We start from the raw sequence: 18,795 nt of genomic DNA, 5'->3' as shown, positions 1-18,795 counted from the left end.
CACCGGACCGATCACCGCCGGGAACGACCGCTTCCTGCTCGTCGGCGACGATCCAGCTGCCGACGAGCAGGAAGCGGTCGTTCCCGGCGGTGATCGGTCCGGTGAGGGCGAAGGTCTGGTGCGTCGGCGTCAGGAAGGTCACGCGGACGGGCGTGCCGTGGGGGAGCGTCGAAGGGTCGACCACGTCGGCCTCGAGGGCCGCCTGCGGCGCGTCGATGCCGAGGTCGATGCGTTGGATCTCGGAGCTCGTCGCGAGGATGACGTCGCCGACGAGCGGCTGTCCGCCCACTCCGATGCGGACGGTGCGCTCGAGGGCGTACAGCCCGTAGCGCGGGGAACGGACGATCACGCGGGCGACGTCGCCGGCCTTGACCTCGGCGAGCGCCTCGCGGATGCGGCCCACATCGCGACGGGCGCGGGCTGCCGAGAAGATGTCGAGCGCTTTTTCGTCCATATGTTCACTGTAACGAGGGGCTCCGACATCGGCGTCGACCGACCGGGTCAGTCGCGCTCGAGCCTCTCGATCCGGGCGACGAGACCCGCGCGCTTCGGCGATCGCGCCGGCAGCATCGACAGGCACAGGCGCAGCACCTCTTCGTCGTCGCGACCGTCGACGGTGTCGGCATAGGCCAGCAGCACGTCGATCCCCGCCTCGGCCACGAGCGCCTCGCGCAGGGCCGAGCGCACCGACTCGCGAACCTCGACGACCCCCGGCGCCTCGGACTCGGGCAGGACCGGCCCGGTGTACGCCGCGAGCGCCACACGATGCGCGCCCCGGTCCAGCAGCGACAGCACGTGCTGCGCGTCGGTCTCGAGGCCGTCCGGCAGACGATACGGCCGCGACTCCGGCACCAGGCGCGGCGCCACGGGGGCGAGCACGCGCCGCAGACGCACCATCTCGGGTCGCAGCGTCTCGACGGCCGCGTGGGCGTAGACCGCCTCGCTCAGCGCCTCGGCCGAGAGTCCCTCGCGGTGCACGGCGAGCAGCAGCAGGATCTCGGCGTGCCGCGCGCTGAGCTCGAGCGCCGAGCCCCCGACCTCGAGCATCGCGCGGTCCCGGCCGAGGATCTGCAGCAGCGCCCGCGACGGCGATGGACGACGCGGGGACGGAGCCTGCTGCGCGCGCAGCCGCGCGACGAGCAGCTCGCTCTCGATCGCCCGGGCGGTGGCATCCACGAGCAATTGCGCCTGCGGGGTGACGGCCTCGGGCCCTCCCGTCACGTCGATGACGCCCAGCAGCCGGCGCGTCTCGGGGTCGTGGACGGGCGCGGCTGTGCACGACCACGGCTGCACGAGCCGGTTGAAGTGTTCGGCGCCGCGGATCTGCACCGACCGGTCGAGGGTCAGTGCGGTCCCCGGTGCCGAGGTGCCCACGGCATCCTCCGCCCAGTTCGCCCCCGCCACGAAGCCCATGTCGCCGGTCAGCGTGCGGATGTGCCGGTCGCCCTCGACCCACAGCAGCCGCCCCGCGGCGTCGCCCACGGCGACCACGACGCCGGATTCCTCGGCCGTGCCGGGCAGCAGCAGAGCGCGCACCATGTCCATGACGCCGGCGAGCGGGTGCCCGCGGCGGTACGCCTCGAGCTCGTCGCTCGCGAATTCGAGCGACGGAAGCCCCTCCGGTCCGACCAGGGATGCCAGCGACCGCCGCCACGAATCCTGCACCAGCGGACGCACGTCGGCGAGACGGCGATCCTCGTTTCCCGCGAGCAGTTCGTCGTGGGCGCGCGCGATGAGCAGCCCCGATGTCTCGGGGGAAATCGCGGGTCGCGACCAGGCGGAAGGCACGGAACTCCCATCGGCGGTGACGGCAGGTGCGACCAGTGTAGGTGCGCGCGAACGGCCGCGGGGGAGTTTCGCAGCCCTTAAGCGGGGTCCCGCCACGAAACGACCCGCGCACGATCCAGGGGCACCGGTCCCGGCGCCAGAACGTGAGGGATGCCGTGGAACCACGCGCCACTCACTCCCTGACGCGCACACTGCTCCAGCCATGCCCGATTGGTCGGCGTGGTCGTCGTGGACGCGCGGTGGGCATACCGGTCGAAGGGCGTCACCTCGGTCGGGTCGATCGGATCCCCGGTCGCGGTCGACGAGCGATCCAGCACGACGGAACCCTCGGGCAGGTCGACGGAGGGGATCGCCCAGAAGAGCAGATCGGGTCGCTCGCGTCCGCGGATCTCGCGCCACGCTCGCCAGATCGCCTGCGGATGCACGGGCGACAAGAAGACCACCGCCGTCCATCGGCGATCGAGAACCGGGATGACGGTGTCGCGCAAGCGGCGGCGCTCGGCGGTGTCGTCGTATTTCGCCAGAGCGTCTTGCGCCGCGGCGGGGTCGACCGCGGCGAGGTCGTCGAGCGGGAGGAGAGAGGTCGTCCCGGGCGCGAGGGGGACGCAGGCGTGGAAGAGGGAGGTGTCGGCATCCATCCCCTCAGTCTGCGGGCAGGACGCGACGGAGGCGACTCGTCCGTCCGTCGGCAGATGGGTGCGCTGGTTCGTCCGGACGAGAGGGTGATGGTGCGTGTACTACCGTGGCCGTCGTGGATCACGTGGACGAATCGATCATCGAGCTGCTCACCCGGGATGCGCGGATGCCGTTCTCGGAGATGGCCCGGGTGCTGGGCCGGTCGACGTCGCTGATCAAGCGACGGGTCGAGGCGATGCGCGAGTCGGGCGTCATCCCCGGGTTCACCATCGCGGCCGACCCCTCCCGCTTCGAGGGCACCGAAGCGGTCGTCGAGATCTTCTGCCGCGGCAACGTCAGCACGACCGAGCTGCGCACGCTGCTCGGCGGACTGGACGGAGTCGTCACCGCGGTCAGCGTCGCGGGCGCGGCGGACGCGGTCGTCATCCTGCGGGCACCCAACAACGAGGCCCTGGGCGAGATCGTCGAGACACTGCGCGCGTCGAGTCGCATCGAGCGCACGCGCACCTCCATCGTGCTGGATCGCCTCGCCCACTGACCGACACGCCGAAGCGGGCGGACCGCATGACCGGTCCGCCCGCTCGGCCTCCTCAGTCGGCGTGGCGTCGGCGTCGTGAGATCACGAAGGCCGAGGCACCCGCGACCAGCAGGACGAGTCCTGCGGCCAGCGCGGGAAGCACGGGGGCGCTTCCGGTGGCGCTCAACTGAGATGCTCCCTGCACCGTCGGCAGCGGGGTCGAACCGCTCGACGGCGTCCCGGTCGGCGACGGCCCGACCGTGGGAAGCGGCGTCACCGTCGGGGTCGGTGTCACCGTGGGAGTGGGTACGGGGGCTGCGAGGACGTTCACCTTCACGGATGCCGTCGTGAACGGCGCGCCGAAGAAGTCGGCGCCCGTGCCGGTCACGGTGACCTGCCCCGGCTTCGACCAATCCTGCGCCGCCGTGTTCCAGACGACCGGCGCGGCCGTTCCGGCACCCGACTTGTACACCGGCGTCACGCTCCGCGGAAGGACCGGAGCCGTTCCCTGCGTCGTCGTGACGGTGCCCGAGGGCTCGATGCGGACGATGTCCTCGGGCAGCAGCGGCGCCGTGGCGCCGACGATCCACTGGTTCAGCGTGCGACTCAGGTCGCGGCCCGATGCCGCGCTCGCCACGGTGATGAAGTCACCGGTGACGACCGACGACGTGCGGTAGGTCTTCGTCCAGGACTTCATGACCTCGTCGAAGCCGTCCGGGCCGAGGGCGTTCATGAGGGCGCTGTAGACGAAGGACCCGCGCGTGTAGGCCTGCCAGCCGTAGAGCTGAGCCGGGTCGGTCCACCCGACGCTCGGGTTCTTCCACGCGTCCGCGGGCTCGTTCTTGACGGCGTCGGCCGCGATCTGACGCGGGTCGCCCTCACCGAGCACCTGCCAGCCGTAGTACGCCTCGAAGAACCGTGCCGCACCCTCGCTCACCCAGATCTCGGACCACGTGTCCGGGCTGACCGAGTTGCCCAGCCACATGTGCGCGAGCTCGTGCAGAAGGACCTTGTCGCTCAGGAACCCGTCGAAGAACGGGCGGTCCTGCGTCTCGAGCGCGTAGCCGACGCCGGCACGATCCCAGATGATGCCGGTGGATTCGCCCGGATAGGGTCCGAGCTTCGCCTCGAGCCAGTCGAGCATCGGCTTGATGAGGGCGCGCTGCGAATTGATGTATGCACGGTCGCCGTCGGACGCGCTCTTCGCCACGAACGACCACTCGGGCAGGACACGGCCGCTGGCGAGGGTGATCGTCGACGTCAGGACGTCGAAGTGCCCCACCGAGAGCACGAGCATCGACGTCGACAGTGGCGTGCCGATCGCCCACGACCACCGGGTACGGTCCGCATCGACGACCGTCTGCGAGACGAGGTTGCCGCTGCTGGCCACCGACAGGTCTTGACCGTCCGTCCGCGTCGGGGCGGTCACGTCGATGTCGTACGTGGCCTTGTCGCTGACGGTGTTGTTGCTCGGCAGCCAGGTCATGGTGCCCACGGGCTGGCCGAGGGCCGCCACGCCCGTGCCCGTCGGCATCCATCCCTCGAAGGAGCCGTCGGGGTCCTGATGACGGGTCGGCGCCCCGTGGTACGTCACGGCGACCGTGAACTCACCGGTCACCGGCGCCGCGGGGGTCACGACGAGCTTGTGCCGCGTCGCCGGGAAGTCGGCTTCGCGGGTGAAGGCGGCGTTCCGCCCGTTCACCGTCACCGCGTCCACCGTCAGACCCTCGAGGTCGAGCCGGATGATGTCGAGCGCCTTCGCGGCGACGGCCGTGACCGTGGTGACCGCCGAGATGTCGTCGTTCGCCCGGTACTGCATGTCGACGTCGTAGTGCTGCACGTCGAAGTCGGCGGTCCCCACGTTGGGGAAGATGTCCGCGGCCGGCGGGGGCAGCACGGGGTCCGCGGCCGCGGCGGCGCCCGGCAGGGTCACGCCGAGGGTGACCGCGGCTGCAGCCGCCGCGGCGACGGCGAGCGCCCGTGTCGCTGTTCGTGTCGTGTGCATGAGAGTCCTGTTCTGTGGGGGGTCAGTCGGTGGACGAGACGGACGGAGAGACGATGACATCCGGGCGGCGGCGAGACCGGGCGGCCATCAGAGCCGCCGAGCCGAGGGCCAGCAGAACGCCGGCGACGCCGATCGGGGTCGTGACCCCGGGGGTGCCGGTGACGCTCAAACGCCCCTGCGTCGTGGTCGTCGCCGAGGATCCGGCCGCCGCCGCCGGTCCGGCGGAGGTGCCGGCCGGACCGGAGCCGTTCGCGGTCGATCCTCCGGTGCCGGGGCCACCCGCACCGGGCGTACCGGCGCCGGAGCCACCCGAACCGGAGCCACCCGAGCCGGAGCCACCGGGATCGTTCGCGGGGATCGCGAGCGGCGCCGAGTCGACCTGGGCCGACACGAACCCGGCACGCTCCGCCGTGACGCGGGCGACCAGCGACGTGCCGGCGTCCGCGGGTGCCAGCGCGTAGCTGGTCCCCTTCTGCGCTTGCTCGACGCCGTTGCGCAGCCACACGACGCGCAGGGTCGCGTCGGCCGGGTCGGTCGCCGCGACCACCGTCACCCGGCCGGCCGCGTTCGTCAGACGAGGCGCGGCCGTGAACGCGGCTCGGCGAGCCACGACGACCTCGTACGCCTGCGTCGAGACCTTGTCCGCGGCGGTGACGGCGATCGTCACCCGGCCGGTGGCCGGGTCGACGGCCCCGACGGTCACGGTCGCGTTCTGATCGGTCGCCACGGCCGACACCGTGGGCCAGCGCGAGCCGTCGACCGTCGCCGCGTACGTGAGCGTCGCCGGGTCGAAGCCCGTGACAGGCACGCCGTCGACGTTCAGGCGAGCGAGTGTGGCCGTCGATGCGGCGGTCACCTTCCGGCCGAAGATCTGCACCTCCGAGACGGTCATGTACCAGCCGTCGACGGGGGTGAGATGCACCGCCACCGATCCCGTCATGATGGGGTGCCCGTCGACGCGGAGGTCGATCGTGACGACCGGCGATGCACCGCTGAGGTCGACCGGGACGGGCGCGGTCGTCACGACCTGGCCGGTCACGGCGTCGGTGTACGTCGCGCTCGCCTGCGCGGGCCACGACTGACCGGCACCGTCGCGGAAGGCGGTGACATCGAGCGAATCGAGAAGTTGGAGCTCCTTCCACGAGTAGGTGAGGGTGTCGTTCTCGTTCACCCCGTCGGGCCGCCAGTTCGACCAGGCCTTGTCACCGAGGTTGCCGTTGACCGTGCCGTTGATGGAATACCCCGGCTCGGTGAACGTCGCGGATCGCGTGTTCGAGTCCGGTGCGACGTTGACCTTCGCAGCCGTGGTGACGATCACCGTCAGCGTCGCCGGGATCCCGGCGGCACCGGGGATCGCGGATGCCGCGGTCCCTTCGACGCGGACGGTGCCCGCGGCATCCAGGTCCTTCTGCGTGATCGCGGCGGTGTTCCAGGTCACCGCGGTGGCGAACCGCGTCTCGCTGGTTCCCACCTGCGCGGGAACGGTCGGAGGCAGCAGGTTCGCGAGCGCTGCGACGGGCTGCCCCTCCGGGACGGTCACCGAGACGGGATCGGTCGAGCTGAAGTCGCCGATGTAGAGGGTGAGCACCGCGTCCGAGAACGTCGTGCCGTACTGGTCCACCCCCGAGCCGATCACCCGGTACGTTCCGGCCGTGGCCCAGTCCACGCCGGACGTGTCCCAGGTCACCGGGATCGGCGTGCTGGAGAGGCCGTTGTAGACCGGCACGACCGTCGCGGGAAGCGTGATGGGCACACCCGGGATGGTGCGTGCCACCTGCGGCACGATCGATTCGAGCGTGGCGTCGAAGATGACGAAGTCCTTCTCGTTGACCGCGAAGAAGTAGTTGTCGACGGCCTCGATCTTGATTCGTGCCCTGTCGGTCGCGACCTTCGGGAAGGTCACCGTGGCGGCGCCGTCGTTCGCCGTCCGCTCGGCGAGGACCCGGTCGAAGGTCTGGCCGCCATCGGTCGACAGCAGGATGCGGACCTCGGGTGCCATGTCGGCGGCATCCGTCCCGTTGACGTTCCAGGTGATCTCGTTCGTGCTGCCCACGCCCACCGCCTGGCCGGCCGTCGCGAAGCTCGTCACCTCGAACGGACCGGCGTCACGCGCGATCGCGAGGTGCACTCCCGCCGTGGCGACTCCACCGCCGTCCGGACGCTGGTCGCGAGCGGTCACGCGGAAGTCGAAACCGCCGTTGCCGTTGCCCTCGTAGGCCGCGGTGGGCAGGAACTCCGAGAAGCAGTCGCGCGCCTCGAGCCAGTCGGTCGATTCGCAGGTGCCCGTCCGGGCGTTCGTGTTCCCCGCGAGGATCTGCGCCATGTCGGGGAAGACGCGCGTCGGCGTCGGCGTCGCGGCGTTGTGCGCCCCCGAGTAGTACGAGTGCGCCTGTTCTTCGGTCAGGTCGGCCGCCCGGGAGAAGAGGCGGAACAGCGGACCGTTCACCTTGTTCGGGTCGCGCAGTCCCCGGCCGAAGTCGCCGAGGTTCGCCTGCTCCCAGACGTAGGTCAGAGGGTCGCCGTCGGAGTCGGTGCCCGAGGCCGTCAGCGCGAAGGGCGTGCGGACGGGGATCTTCCGGCTCTCGGGGACCGTCACCTGCGGAACGGTGTTGGGCGACTCTTCGTGCAGGCCCGCCCAGCCCGTCCAGTAGTGCATCTGGTCGATGCTGAACGCCGAGAAGTACGGGTCGGAGTTCGACTGGAGGTCGTTCTCGCGGCAGAGGCCCGCGTAGCCCATGATGGTCGATGCCGATCCGGGCTCCATCGCGGAGTCGCCCTGCGAGTTGTGGCAGGCGTTCATCGTGTGCGTGCCGCCGAACTGGTGGCCGAGCTCGTGCGCGACGTAGTCGGTGGCGAACACGTCGCCGATCGGCTTCGCCAGGCCCGTGCACCCGCCGCCCTTCCACCAGTTCACGCCGACGACGTTCCAGTTGGCCATTCCGCCGTTACCGGAGCCGAGCGACAGGTGTCCCACGTCGTAGGCGTCGTCGCCGAGGATGCGCTGCAGGGCGCCGGCGTTGGAATCGAGGGCCCAGCCCTGGCACTCGTTCAAGGCGCCGACGGGGTAACAGGCTTGGTCTCCACAGGCTCCGCCGGGCTCGTACGCGGCCTTCTCGGTGTCGAAGTTGAGCTTCTCGGTACCGTTGACGAGCTTGAGCTGCACGCCCAGGTCGTCGTTGTAGATCTGCGCGATGCGGTTCGTCATCACGACCTTGGCCGCCAGCACGTTCTCGGTCCCGTAGAACTGCGCGAAGGACGGGTCCGTCGCGAGAGCGAGGCGGATCACCTGCCGCATCGCCTTGGCGGGCGCGGCGGGCGCCTTCTCGACGACGGGTGCCTCGTTCGCGGGCTCCAGGAACTGGGCCGCACCCTTGTCCTCGCGCGCGGCGTCGCGACCGTAAGAGATGTGCCGCGGCTTGGCGTCGTCGGCATCCGACGGCACGGGGTCGACGTACCAGGCGGTCGAACGGTTGTCTCCGCTGCGCACCGAGGCCGACAGACCCAGGGGAGTGATGCTCACGCGCACCGAGACGGTCGGGTCCGACGCCGCACGACCGGCGTACGTCTTGAGTTCGGGATGCCGTGCCGCCAAAGCGTCCTCCATGACACTGACCGGCTGCACGATGAAGTCCACGAACGCGCCCGTCGGGTCGGGGAGCGAGAGGTGCAGGGGGGCGGGGGCGGGGGTCGCCGAACGGGCCTGGAAGCTGCGCAGCCGAGGAGCGTCGAACACCGCGCCCAGGTCGAGGTCGAACGCCGAGACGTCGGCGTCCGCGGTCAGGCCGAGCTCGGTCTGTGCGCCGGCCGCGTCGACGGGTTTCCACACGGGTTCGTCGGCTGCGCGGGCCGACGCGGCGGGCGCACCGACGAGCGAGGCGGTCAGGGCCGCGATGATGGCGACGGCGGCGGCGGCGAGCGTCCTTCGTCTCTGGCGAGGACGGCGCGGGGATCGGGTCACGGGTGGCTCCTAGGGCGATCGGAAAGCGGGTGAAACGCGATCCGCACGCTAGGGACGGCACGTTTCACGGTCGTTTCGGTGCAAGATTCGACCCGGAATACCGGGCTGCTTCGACCGATATCGGCGCGTTGATAGCCCTAACAATCGCACTTTATCCGCTCTCGCGATCGATTTGTCCACTGTGACAACACCTGACCGACACACTTCACCCGCGCCATGCCGAGCCAGCTCGAATTCCGCTCTACGTACTACTACGCATCGCGTGGTACCGTCCCAGGCAGAGGAGCGAAGGGGGCCGCGTGGATACGACGCAGCTGTTGAAAGGGGTGCTGGATGCCGCCGTGCTGGCGGTCGTTCAGCACGACGACGGGTACGGGTACGACATCGTCCGCCGCTTGCGCGAAGCCGGTCTCGGCGAGGTGGGCGATGCGTCGGTGTACGGCACGCTTCGCAGGCTCTACTCGGCGGGAGCGTTGTCGAGCTACGTGGTGCCATCCGAGGGCGGTCCGCACCGCAAGTACTACGCGATCAACCCCCAGGGGCGCGAACTGCTCGACGCCCAGCGCGCCAGCTGGGCTCACTTCTCGTCAGCGATGACGGGGCTGCTCGACGACGGCAACCGGCCCAAGAAACTGCGTACGATCGGAGACGCACGATGATCACCACGCCCGTCCGCGACGACATCCACGCGTTCGCCTCCGCCGTCCGCGCACACCTCGACGACCTGCCGACCGACGAGGTCGACGACCTGCTCGACGGCCTCGAGGCGGATCTGTCCGACCAGGCCGCCGAGGCGGGCGCGGACTTCGAGATCCCGGATGCCGCGACCTATGCCGCCGAATTGCGCGCGGCCGCCGGGCTTCCGGAGCGCACCGCCTCGAACCGGCCGCGGAAGAGACTCACGGTCATCGACGACGTCCGCAACGGCTGGCGCGAGGTCGGCGCCGCGGTGCGGAACAACCCGGTCGGCGGGTGGATCCTCGACCTGCTCTCCTCGCTGCGGCCGGTGTGGTGGGTGCTGCGCGGTTGCGTGTTCTACGTCTGGGTCTTCTTGGCTCTGATGCCGAAGCCCGGGACCGGCGGCATCCTGGATTCTCTTCTCTCGCTCTCGTACAACGCCCTGTCGTGGGTGGTGCTCGCCACCTGCCTCGTCGTCAGCGTGCAATGGGGACGCGGGCGCTGGGCGCCCCTGCGGTGGATGCGTGCGATTCGCACCGTTCTGACGGTTCTCGCGGTCATCGCGGTGCCCGTGCTCACCGCGTCGTTCTCGTCGGCTCTCACCCAGGTCTACGCCGGACGGATCGACCCCGCCCCGGCCCTGTACGACACTCCCGGCCTCTCGTCGGATGGCGTTCGGATCCGCAACATCTTCGCCTTCGACGCCGAGGGGAACCCCATCGACGCCGTGCAGCTCTTCGACCAGGACGGCAACGCATTGACGACCGTCGGGCGCGAGGTGGACGGGGTCCAGGTCGACTCCTACTTCTACGGCGGCGGGGGGCCCGTCCCGGTCCCGTACGTCATCCCGGGTCGAAGCGACGCGTGGAACGTCTTCCCGCTGCGCGAGATCCCCGCCGGGGCCTCCACCTGGGACAGCCTTGCGGACGTCGCCAACGCAACGACGTCCGACTTCCCCTTCGCTCGGGTGCAGCCGCTGCCCGCGGGCACCGTCGCGGTTCCCGAGCCGGCCGGGGATCAGTCCGCGTCGCCGGCGCCGACCGCTCCCGGAGCGGAATCGCCGGCGACACCGGGCGCCGAGGCCACGCCGGCGGGGTGAGGGACGACCCGCGCCTCGCGACCGCCGCCCTGCGGCGATCTGAGGCCGATGGGTCGTCGTCTCGGCCGCGACCGCGGCAGCAGGTCAGCCCCGCGCAGCCCACCACGCGCGCAGACGCTTCTCGGCCTCGTCGGCACCCAGCACGCCCTCGTCGAGCCGCAGATCGAGCAAAAAGCGATACGCCTCGCCCACCTCGCGACCGGGCGTGAGACCCAGGATCTGCTGGATCTGGTTGCCGTCGAGGTCGGGGCGGATCGCGTCGATCTGCTCCTGCTCGCGCAGGGTGGCGATCCGGGCCTCGATGTCGTCGTAGGCGGATGCCAGACGCTGCGCCTTGCGCTTGTTACGCGTGGTCACGTCGGCACGGGTCAGGATGTGCAGGCGTTCCAGCTCGTCTCCGGCGTCGCGCACGTACCGGCGCACGGCGGCGTCGGTCCACGCCCCCTCGGCGTAGCCGAAGAAGCGCAGGTGCAGCTCGACGAGGCGCGACACCACCGTCGTGGTCGCGGCGTCGAAGCGCAGCGCCTGCAGGCGTTTGCGCGCCATGCGCGCGCCCTTGATGTCGTGGTGGTGGAAGGTGACGCCCCCGCCGGCCTCGAGGCGGCGCGTGGCGGGCTTTCCGATGTCGTGCAGCAGGGCCGCGAGCCGCAGCGCCACGTCGGGGGCGGCATCCGGGTGGCGGCTCTTCTCGAGAGCGATGGCCTGGCGCAGCACGGTCAGGGAGTGCTCGTAGACGTCCTTGTGGTGGTGGTGCTCGTCGACCTCGAGCTTGAGCGCGGGGATCTCGGGGAGGAACTCCTCGATCAGCCCGGTCTCGACCAGGACGCGGATGCCGCGGACGGGATCGTCGGTCTGCAGCAGACGCACGAGCTCGGCCTGCACCCGCTCGGGGCTGACGATCGACAGCGAGGCGCGCAGCTCGGCGATCGCGTCGAGGGTGCCCTGATCGACCGAGAAGTCGAGCTGCGACGAGAAACGCGCCGCGCGGAGCATGCGCAGGGGATCGTCGCCGAAGCTGACGGCCGGATCGATCGGCGTGCGCAGCCGCCCGGCGATGAGGTCTTCGACCCCACCCGTGGGGTCGACCAACGTGCGCGCGGGGACGCGCAGCGCCATGGCGTTCACGGTGAAGTCGCGGCGGCTCAGGTCGGCCTCGAGCGTGTCGCCGAACTCGACCGTCGGCTTACGGGTCACACCGTCGTAGCTGTCGGCGCGGAACGTCGTGATCTCGACCTGCTCGCCCTTGACGCGCGCGCCGATGGTCCCGAAGGCGCGGCCCACGTCCCACTGCACCGACGAGACGGGCTTGATGAGGGCGAGGATCTCGTCGGGACGCGCATCGGTGGTGAAGTCGAAGTCGTGCGTCGTGCGCCCGAGCAGCGCGTCGCGCACGGGACCGCCCACGATCGCCAGATCGCGTCCGGCCTCGGCGAAGGCGCGGGCGACGGTGGCGACGACGGGATGGGCGGCGAGCTCCTCGAGACGCACGAGTCCCTCGGCCATGTTCAGCATGCCTCCGAGCCTAACGAAGGCCGCTGACAGCGCCTCCCGGGGCGCCTCAGTCCTCGAACGACACGAAGCCCGTCACGAGCAGCTCGCGCACGCGGGGCAGCAGGTCGGCGCGCAGGTGCGCGGCATCCACCTCCATCAGCTGCGCGATCGCGTCGATCAGGGTGCCGACGGGCAGGTCGCCGTCGCACGCTCCGACGAGCGCGGCCAGCGCGGGGTCGACCTCGAGCGTGCGCGCGAAGCCCCCACCCTGGCGCAGTTCGATGACGGACGGGTCGCCCTCACCGGGGCGGTGGTGGCGCGCCTCGGTCACGTCCGGGGCGACGCGCAGCACGCTGTCGGCGAGATCGACGTCGTCCAGCAGTGCGGCGCGATCGTGCGCCGCGAGGCACGAGGCGAGGTGCGGGCCGAACCCGCCCTCGCCGCCGCCGGCGACGCGCTCGTAGCGCGACAGGGTCGGCGCCCCGGCCAGCGGCTTGCGCAGCAGCACGTACCCGAAACCGACGCCGGTCACACCGCGACGGGCGAAGTCGTCGAGCCACGCCTCGATCAGCCGCGCGTAGGCGGGCGTCCCCGGGACCGTCCCGCCGTCGCGCACCCACAGCTCGGCGTAGGCGAGCGGATCGAGGACCTCGCGCTCGATCACCCAGGCGTCCAGCGACGGTCCCACCCACCCGCGGACGCGGTCGAGACCCGATTCCTCGCCGTGGTACTCCCAATTGCCGAGCGACTGGGCGACTCCGCCGGGCGCCAGCTGCGCTCCCACCCCCTCGATGACGGCGGCCACGAGCGCGTCCCCCTCCAGACCGCCGTCGCGATACTCGTAGGCGGGCACGCCCTCGACGCGCGGCGTGATGACGAACGGGGGATTGGATGCCACCCGATCGAACGTCTCGCCCGCCACCGGCTCGAACAGCGAGCCGTGCCGCGTCTCGATGCCGTCCACGCCGTTCAGCAGGGCATTCAGTCGTGTGAAGCGCAGGGCGCGCTCCGAGATGTCGGTCGCGACGACGCGGTCCACCAGTCGGCGCAGTCGCAGGGCCTGGATGCCGCATCCCGTGCCGAGGTCGAGGGCGTTACCGCCGCGGCGGGTGAGCTGCAGACGGGCCAGGGTCTGCGAGGCGCCTCCGACGCCGAGCACGTGGTCCTCGGGCAGCGGACCCTGCAGGGCGGCCTCGTCGAGGTCGCTGGCGATCCACCACTCGACCTCGCCCGCGTCGTCGGCGAAGGCCTGCGGACGGACGAGCACGGCGGGCGCGACGTCGGCGCCGACCGTCGCGATCAGGCCGAGGTCGACGGCGCCGGTAACGGTGAGCGTCGGCAGGGCCGCGTCCACGCTCGCGCGGGGGACCGGCATCCCGAGTCCCCACAGACGTCCCAGGACGGCCAGGGCGTCGTCGCGGCCCTCGAGCGCCTGCGCCGCGGGTCCGCGCAGTCCGCGCGCGAGGGCGTCGTCGGCCTGGGCGCCCCACGCGTCGCGCAGGGCGGCGCTGGCGTAGCCGGCGGAGCGGAGGTCGGCCGCGAGGGCCTGACACAGCTGAGGAGCGGGTTCGGGGAGCACCGGTCCATTCAACAGTCTGCGCGGGGCTATCGGGGGGCTCGAAGCAAGCCGGGCCTAGACTCGTGGCGGTGCGAGGCCCCCTCGTGCCACCGACGATCGTATGACCGTGACCTCCCCGCCTTCGGGCTCACCCGTGCCGCGGCGCTCCCTCACGCGCCGGCTGCTGGCGACCCTGGTCGCCGGTGTCCTGGCCCTCGGCGTCGGACTGCCCGCGAGCGCCGCCGCCGCGGCCACTCCCAGCCCGTCCCCGTCGGCGTCGCTGTCGCCGGCCGTGCTCTCCGCCGCCCCCGCCGCGAACGGCGTGCTGCGCGCCGGAGACACCCTGTCGGTGGTCGCCACGATCACCGGCGGCTCGGTCGCGACGACCGCGACACCCCTCTCGCTCTCGCTCGGCTCCGCCGGACTCGCCGACGACGCCGCCCTCGACCGGTGGCTGAGCGGCGACACGACGGGTGTGACACTGCAGCAGGTCGCCACGGGAACAGTGGATGCCACGGCCTCCGGCGCGCAGAGCACCACGACCCTGTCGACCCCGGCGACCGACCCCGCCCTCGCGAACCGCGCCCCGGGGGTGTACCCCGTCCTCGTGAGCGGTGCGGGGATGAGCGCCGCGAGCGTGGTCGTCGTCCCGTCCGAGGCCGCGCCGCAGACGCCGGTGGCCGTCGTCGTGCCGATCACCGCGGCCCCCATGACCCGGGGACTGCTGTCGGCCAACGAGCTCGCCGAGCTGACCGCCGTGGACGGGGCCCTGTCGGCCCAGCTCGACTCCGTCGACGGCACGGGGGCCACGCTCGCCGTCGACCCGGCGATCCCCGCCGCGATCCGCGTCCTCGGCTCCGCCGCCCCGCCCACGGCCGTCTCGTGGCTGCAGCGGCTGCTGGCGTTGCCGAACGACCGCTTCGCCCTGCAGTTCGGTGATGCCGACATCGCCGCGCAGCTGGCCGCGGGGCTCGCGGCGCCGCTGACCCCCACCTCCCTGCAGAACTACATGTCGGCCGCGGACTTCACGCAGCCGGCACCGGCCGTCTCGGCGGTGTCCACCCCCGACCCGTCCGTTTCGGCCGCGCCGGGGCAGCCCGCATTCCCCTCGCTGTCGACACTCCTCGACATCGGCACCGCGACGCCGAACGTCTTCTGGCCCGCCACGGCCAGTGCGGGCGCCGAGGCGATCGCGGCCCTCGCCCCCCTGGGCACCGCCGAGAATCCCGCGCACGTGCTGGTGGCATCCACGTCCGTGGGCGGAGGCACCCGGCAGGCCGCCGCGACCGTCGGGGGAGTGTCCACCCCGGTCTACGACGCCGAGGTGTCCCGCGCCCTCGCCGCGGCGGCAGGGCAGAACGACACCACCCGCCGCGGCGCCTCTCTCGCCGCCGCGCAGGGGTATCTCGCCTTCGCGCGCACGGCCGCGGGTGGCCAGCCCGTCCTCGCCGTCGTCGACCGGGGCACCGACCGCTCGCGGGTCAGCCTGCGCGCGACGCTCGGGCTGCTGACGACCGCCCCGGGCTACACCCCGACGACCCTGCGCGACGTGGCCGCTCTGCCGGCATCCGAGGTGTCGCTCGCCGCCCCCACGATCGATCAGGCGCGCGTGGGCGAGGTGGGCGATCTGCTCGCCGACGAGCAGGTGATCGACCGTTTCGCCTCGATCCTCGACCAGCCCGAGCTGCTGACCGGGCGCGAACGCGCCGAGGTCCTGCAGGTCATGAGCGTCGGATGGACGGGGGATGCCGCCCGCCAGGCCGTCTCGGACCACCGCGCCCAGACCCGCACCACGCTCGACTCCGTCGGCATCCTGTCCTCCGATTTCCGCCTCGTGAGTTCGAGTGCGCCGTTGCGGCCGTGGGTGCGCAACGACCTGCCGTGGCCGGTGACCGTGGTGCTCTCGGTACGGACGAACGACGCCCGCCTGCGGGTGCAGGAGCGCACGACGGTCGAGGCGCAGGCCTCGGCGAACACCCGCATGGAGGTCCCGGTCGAGGCCCGCATCGCCAACGGCGAGGTCAGCGTCGACTTCCAGCTGCTGAGCCCCACCGGCGTCGTCATCGGCACCCCGCAGGCCGTCGACGTCGAGGTGCGCGCCGAGTGGGAGAACATCGGCCTGGTCGTCATCATCGCCCTGATCGTGGGCTTTCTGACGCTCGGCGTGGTGCGCACGGTGGCCCGTCGCCGGCGGACCCGCGCCGAAGAGCACGACGGTTCGGTCCCGGATGCCGACACCCCCACCGACGGCATCGCGCTCAAGGATCAGCACGCCGACGGCCGCGCCGACGCCGACCCCGACGACATCGACACCCCCCTCGACACCGACACCCCGCAGGAGAGCCGCTCGTGAGCAGTATCGGACGGGCGAGCGTGCTCATCGGAGCCGGAACCATCGTCTCGCGGGTGAGCGGGCTGCTGCGCACGATCGTGCTCGTCGCGATCGTCGGCTCGGTGGGGACCGCGGCCGGCGACGCCTTCGGCCTCGCGAACCAGCTGCCGAACAACATCTACACGGTCATCTCGACGGGTGTGCTCACCGCGGTCATCGTTCCCCAGATCGTCAAGGCCGCGGCGCACGCCGACGGCGGTCGGGCGTTCGTGTCGAAGCTGTTCACGCTCGGCACCGTCATCCTTCTGGCCGCGACCGCTCTGGCGATGATCGCGGCGCCGTTCATCGTGACGATCTACATCGACCCCGCCAAGGTGCAGCCCGACCAGATCGCCCTCGCCACGGCCTTCGCCTACTGGTGCCTGCCGCAGGTCTTCTTCTACGGCCTGTACGCGCTGCTCGGCGAGATCCTGAACGCCCGCAAGGTGTTCGGGCCGTACACCTGGGCGCCGATCGTCAACAACCTCGTCTCGATCGTCGGTTTCGGCGCCTTCCTGTTGATCTTCGGCGGACCCAGCCCCGACGTCGTGCAGTGGACGCCGACGATGATCGGCATGCTGGGCGGGGTCGCCACGGGCGGCATCGTCCTGCAGACCATCGTGCTGCTGGTCTTCTGGCGTCGCGCCGGTCTGCAGTTGCGCCCCGACTTCCGCTGGCGCGGTGTGGGTCTGCGCCACATCGGGCGACTGGCCGGATGGACATTCCTGATGGTGATCGTCGGTCAGCTCGCCGGGATCGTGCAGACCCGCGTGCTGTCGGGTGCGTCGGGCACCGGGCCCGCCATCATCGCGTCGCAGAACGCCTGGCTGGTGTTCATGCTGCCGTACTCGATCATCGTGCTCTCGATCGGGACGCCCTACTTCACGCAGTTGAGCGAGCACGCGGCCGCCGAGCGCCATGACGAGGTCAAGGCCGACATCGTCCGCAGCATCCGCGTCCTGGGTCTCTTCATCGTCGCCGCCACGGCCGCTCTCGCGATCGCCGCGGTCCCGGCCACCCGCGTCTTCACCAACGGCGCCGACGAAGCCCTCGCGGCCGCCCCGCTGCTGCTGTGCTTCCTGGTCTGCCTGCTACCGCTCGCGGTGCTGTTCGTCATCCAGCGCACCTTCTACGCGTACAACGACACCCGCACACCGTTCTTCTTCACCCTCGTCCAGGGCGCCCTGGTCGCGGTGACCGCCCTGGCCGCCGGCGCAGCCGCCTCCGCCGGGGTCATCCCGATCACGCAGCTCGCGGCCGCCGTGGCGCTGGGCCAGTCCTTCTCGAGCGTCGTGCAGGTCGTCATCGCGACCGTCATCCTCGACCGTCGCCTGGGCGGCATCGGCATTCGGGAATGGATGCCGCAACTCCTCCGCTTCGTCCTCGTCGCCGTCCCGGCGGCTGCGGCGGGGTGGGGCGTCGTCCTGCTCTGCGGCGGCACGACCGGGTGGCTCGCCTCGGACAAGCTCTGGGGTGCCCTGGGAGCCGCGCTGGTGGGAACCGTCGTCCTCGCCGTGTACCTCGGCATCCTGGCCCTGTTCCGCACCCCGGAACTGGCGCCGGCGCTCGCCCTCGGGCGACGCTTCCTCCCCAAGCGCTAGCCCCCGGGCCGCGGAATATCCCGGGGCTAGCATGGGTTTCATCCGGCGGAATCAACGAAGGGAACGCGCTACCGTGCGTCACGTCATCATCATCGGATCCGGCCCCGCCGGCTACACGGCTGCCATCTACGCGGCCCGCGCCAACCTCGCGCCGCTCGTCGTCGCGAGTTCGGTCGAGGCCGGCGGCGACCTCATGAACACGACCGAGGTCGAGAACTTCCCCGGCTTCCCCGACGGCATCCAGGGCCCCGACCTCATGGCCAAGATGCAGGCGCAGGCCGAGCGCTTCGGCGCCGAGGTGCTCTACGACGACGTCGTCTCGCTCGAGCTCGACGGTCCCGTCAAGAAGGTCACCCTCGGCAGCGGCAAGGTCGAAGAGGGCGTTTCGGTCATCTACGCGACCGGTTCCGCCTACCGCAAGCTCGGTCTCGAGGGCGAAGACCGCTTGTCGGGCCGCGGTGTCTCGTGGTGCGCGACGTGCGACGGCTTCTTCTTCCGCGACCGGACGATCGCGGTCGTCGGCGGTGGCGACTCGGCCATGGAAGAGGCGAACTTCCTCACCAAGTTCGCATCCAAGGTCTACGTCATCCACCGCAAGGACTCGCTCCGCGCCTCCAAGATCATGCAGGAGCGCGCGTTCGCGAACCCCAAGATCGAGTTCATCTGGAACAGCGCCGTCGACGAGATCCTGGGTGATGACGCGGTCAACGGCGTGCGTCTGCGCTCCACCGTCGACGACAGCACCCGCGAGCTCCCGCTCGACGGCCTGTTCGTCGCGATCGGCAACGACCCCCGCACCCACCTGGTGCACGACAAGCTCGAGCTGACGGACCAGGGCACCATCTGGGTCGACGGCCGCTCCTCGCGCACCTCGGTCGAGGGTGTCTTCGCCGCCGGTGACGTCATCGACCCCACCTACCGCCAGGCGATCACCGCCGCGGGCAGTGGTACCGTCGCCGCCCTCGACGTCGAGCACTTCCTCGCCGCTCGGGGCGAGGCGGGCGAGCCCGCCGTCGCCGAGAGCCCCATCGAGGGTCTTCCCGACGCCGCGGTGGTCTGAGGAACAAATCCGCCGCGACCGGCGTTTTCACAC

The 18,795-nt window shown here is 71.3% G+C and carries 13 protein-coding genes; 6 read left to right on the top strand and 7 right to left on the bottom strand.

Translation table 11 applies throughout. The annotated features are described in order from the left end of the window. From DC432_RS04170 to DC432_RS04160, 3 genes are all read right to left on the bottom strand, one after another. Positions 1-454, bottom strand: a 454-nt coding sequence (locus tag DC432_RS04170) for a hypothetical protein (RefSeq protein WP_116536804.1), incomplete at its 3' end; no start/stop codon positions are given. A gap of 47 nt (positions 455-501) precedes the next feature. Next, entirely contained in the window at positions 502-1,788 is a 1,287-nt protein-coding gene (locus tag DC432_RS04165; protein WP_116536803.1) for a GAF domain-containing protein, read from the bottom strand. Between the two features lie 77 nt (positions 1,789-1,865). Further along, positions 1,866-2,426 (bottom strand): hypothetical protein, encoded by a 561-nt coding sequence (locus tag DC432_RS04160; RefSeq protein ID WP_116536802.1) that lies wholly within the window; start codon positions 2,424-2,426, stop codon positions 1,866-1,868. Positions 2,427-2,539: 113 nt separating this feature from the next. Between DC432_RS04160 and DC432_RS04155 the strand changes: the two genes are divergently transcribed. Further along, positions 2,540-2,962 (top strand): Lrp/AsnC family transcriptional regulator, encoded by a 423-nt coding sequence (locus DC432_RS04155; RefSeq protein WP_133177880.1) that lies wholly within the window; start codon positions 2,540-2,542, stop codon positions 2,960-2,962. A 52-nt stretch (positions 2,963-3,014) separates the two neighbouring features. Here DC432_RS04155 and DC432_RS04150 read toward each other — a convergent pair whose 3' ends face one another. Both DC432_RS04150 and DC432_RS04145 read right to left on the bottom strand, forming a co-directional pair. After that, complete coding sequence (locus DC432_RS04150) at positions 3,015-4,946, bottom strand: M1 family aminopeptidase (protein ID WP_165801173.1); 1,932 nt, start codon at positions 4,944-4,946, stop codon at positions 3,015-3,017. Between the two features lie 22 nt (positions 4,947-4,968). After that, positions 4,969-8,904, bottom strand: a complete 3,936-nt coding sequence (locus DC432_RS04145; protein WP_116536799.1) for a reprolysin-like metallopeptidase — start codon at positions 8,902-8,904, stop codon at positions 4,969-4,971. A gap of 299 nt (positions 8,905-9,203) precedes the next feature. On the opposite strand from DC432_RS04145, the gene DC432_RS04140 reads away from it, so the two are divergent. Then, on the top strand, positions 9,204-9,563 hold the full coding sequence (locus tag DC432_RS04140; RefSeq protein WP_116536798.1) for a PadR family transcriptional regulator: 360 nt from the start codon (positions 9,204-9,206) through the stop codon (positions 9,561-9,563). Next, the gene (locus DC432_RS04135; RefSeq protein WP_116536797.1) at positions 9,560-10,681 is read left to right on the top strand and encodes a hypothetical protein; all 1,122 of its coding nucleotides are present in this window, start codon (positions 9,560-9,562) and stop codon (positions 10,679-10,681) included. Before DC432_RS04140 ends, DC432_RS04135 begins: the two co-directional genes overlap by 4 nt. An 84-nt stretch (positions 10,682-10,765) precedes the next feature. On the opposite strand, the gene DC432_RS04130 is transcribed toward DC432_RS04135, so the two are convergent. Next, the gene (locus DC432_RS04130) at positions 10,766-12,193 is read right to left on the bottom strand and encodes a CCA tRNA nucleotidyltransferase (RefSeq protein ID WP_116536796.1); all 1,428 of its coding nucleotides are present in this window, start codon (positions 12,191-12,193) and stop codon (positions 10,766-10,768) included. A 46-nt stretch (positions 12,194-12,239) separates the two neighbouring features. Further along, positions 12,240-13,751 (bottom strand): DUF7059 domain-containing protein, encoded by a 1,512-nt coding sequence (locus DC432_RS04125; protein WP_116536795.1) that lies wholly within the window; start codon positions 13,749-13,751, stop codon positions 12,240-12,242. A 106-nt stretch (positions 13,752-13,857) separates the two neighbouring features. Between DC432_RS04125 and DC432_RS04120 the strand changes: the two genes are divergently transcribed. The 3 genes from DC432_RS04120 (at position 13,858) to trxB (ending at position 18,762) form a co-directional block, all read left to right on the top strand. Next, on the top strand, positions 13,858-16,083 hold the full coding sequence (locus DC432_RS04120) for a DUF6049 family protein (protein ID WP_133177879.1): 2,226 nt from the start codon (positions 13,858-13,860) through the stop codon (positions 16,081-16,083). Continuing rightward, the gene (gene murJ / locus DC432_RS04115) at positions 16,080-17,702 is read left to right on the top strand and encodes a murein biosynthesis integral membrane protein MurJ (protein WP_116536793.1); all 1,623 of its coding nucleotides are present in this window, start codon (positions 16,080-16,082) and stop codon (positions 17,700-17,702) included. The genes DC432_RS04120 and murJ overlap by 4 nt, the downstream gene beginning before the upstream one ends. A 73-nt stretch (positions 17,703-17,775) precedes the next feature. Further along, positions 17,776-18,762 (top strand): thioredoxin-disulfide reductase, encoded by a 987-nt coding sequence (gene trxB, locus DC432_RS04110; RefSeq protein ID WP_116536792.1) that lies wholly within the window; start codon positions 17,776-17,778, stop codon positions 18,760-18,762. Positions 18,763-18,795 lie beyond the last annotated feature (33 nt).

Origin of the sequence: Microbacterium testaceum (genome assembly GCF_003075375.1) — a bacterium.
Taxonomy (GTDB): Bacteria; Actinomycetota; Actinomycetes; order Actinomycetales; family Microbacteriaceae; genus Microbacterium; species Microbacterium testaceum_E.
Note: the sequence above shows the minus strand (reverse complement) of the source record. Positions and strands in the feature narration are given on the sequence as shown.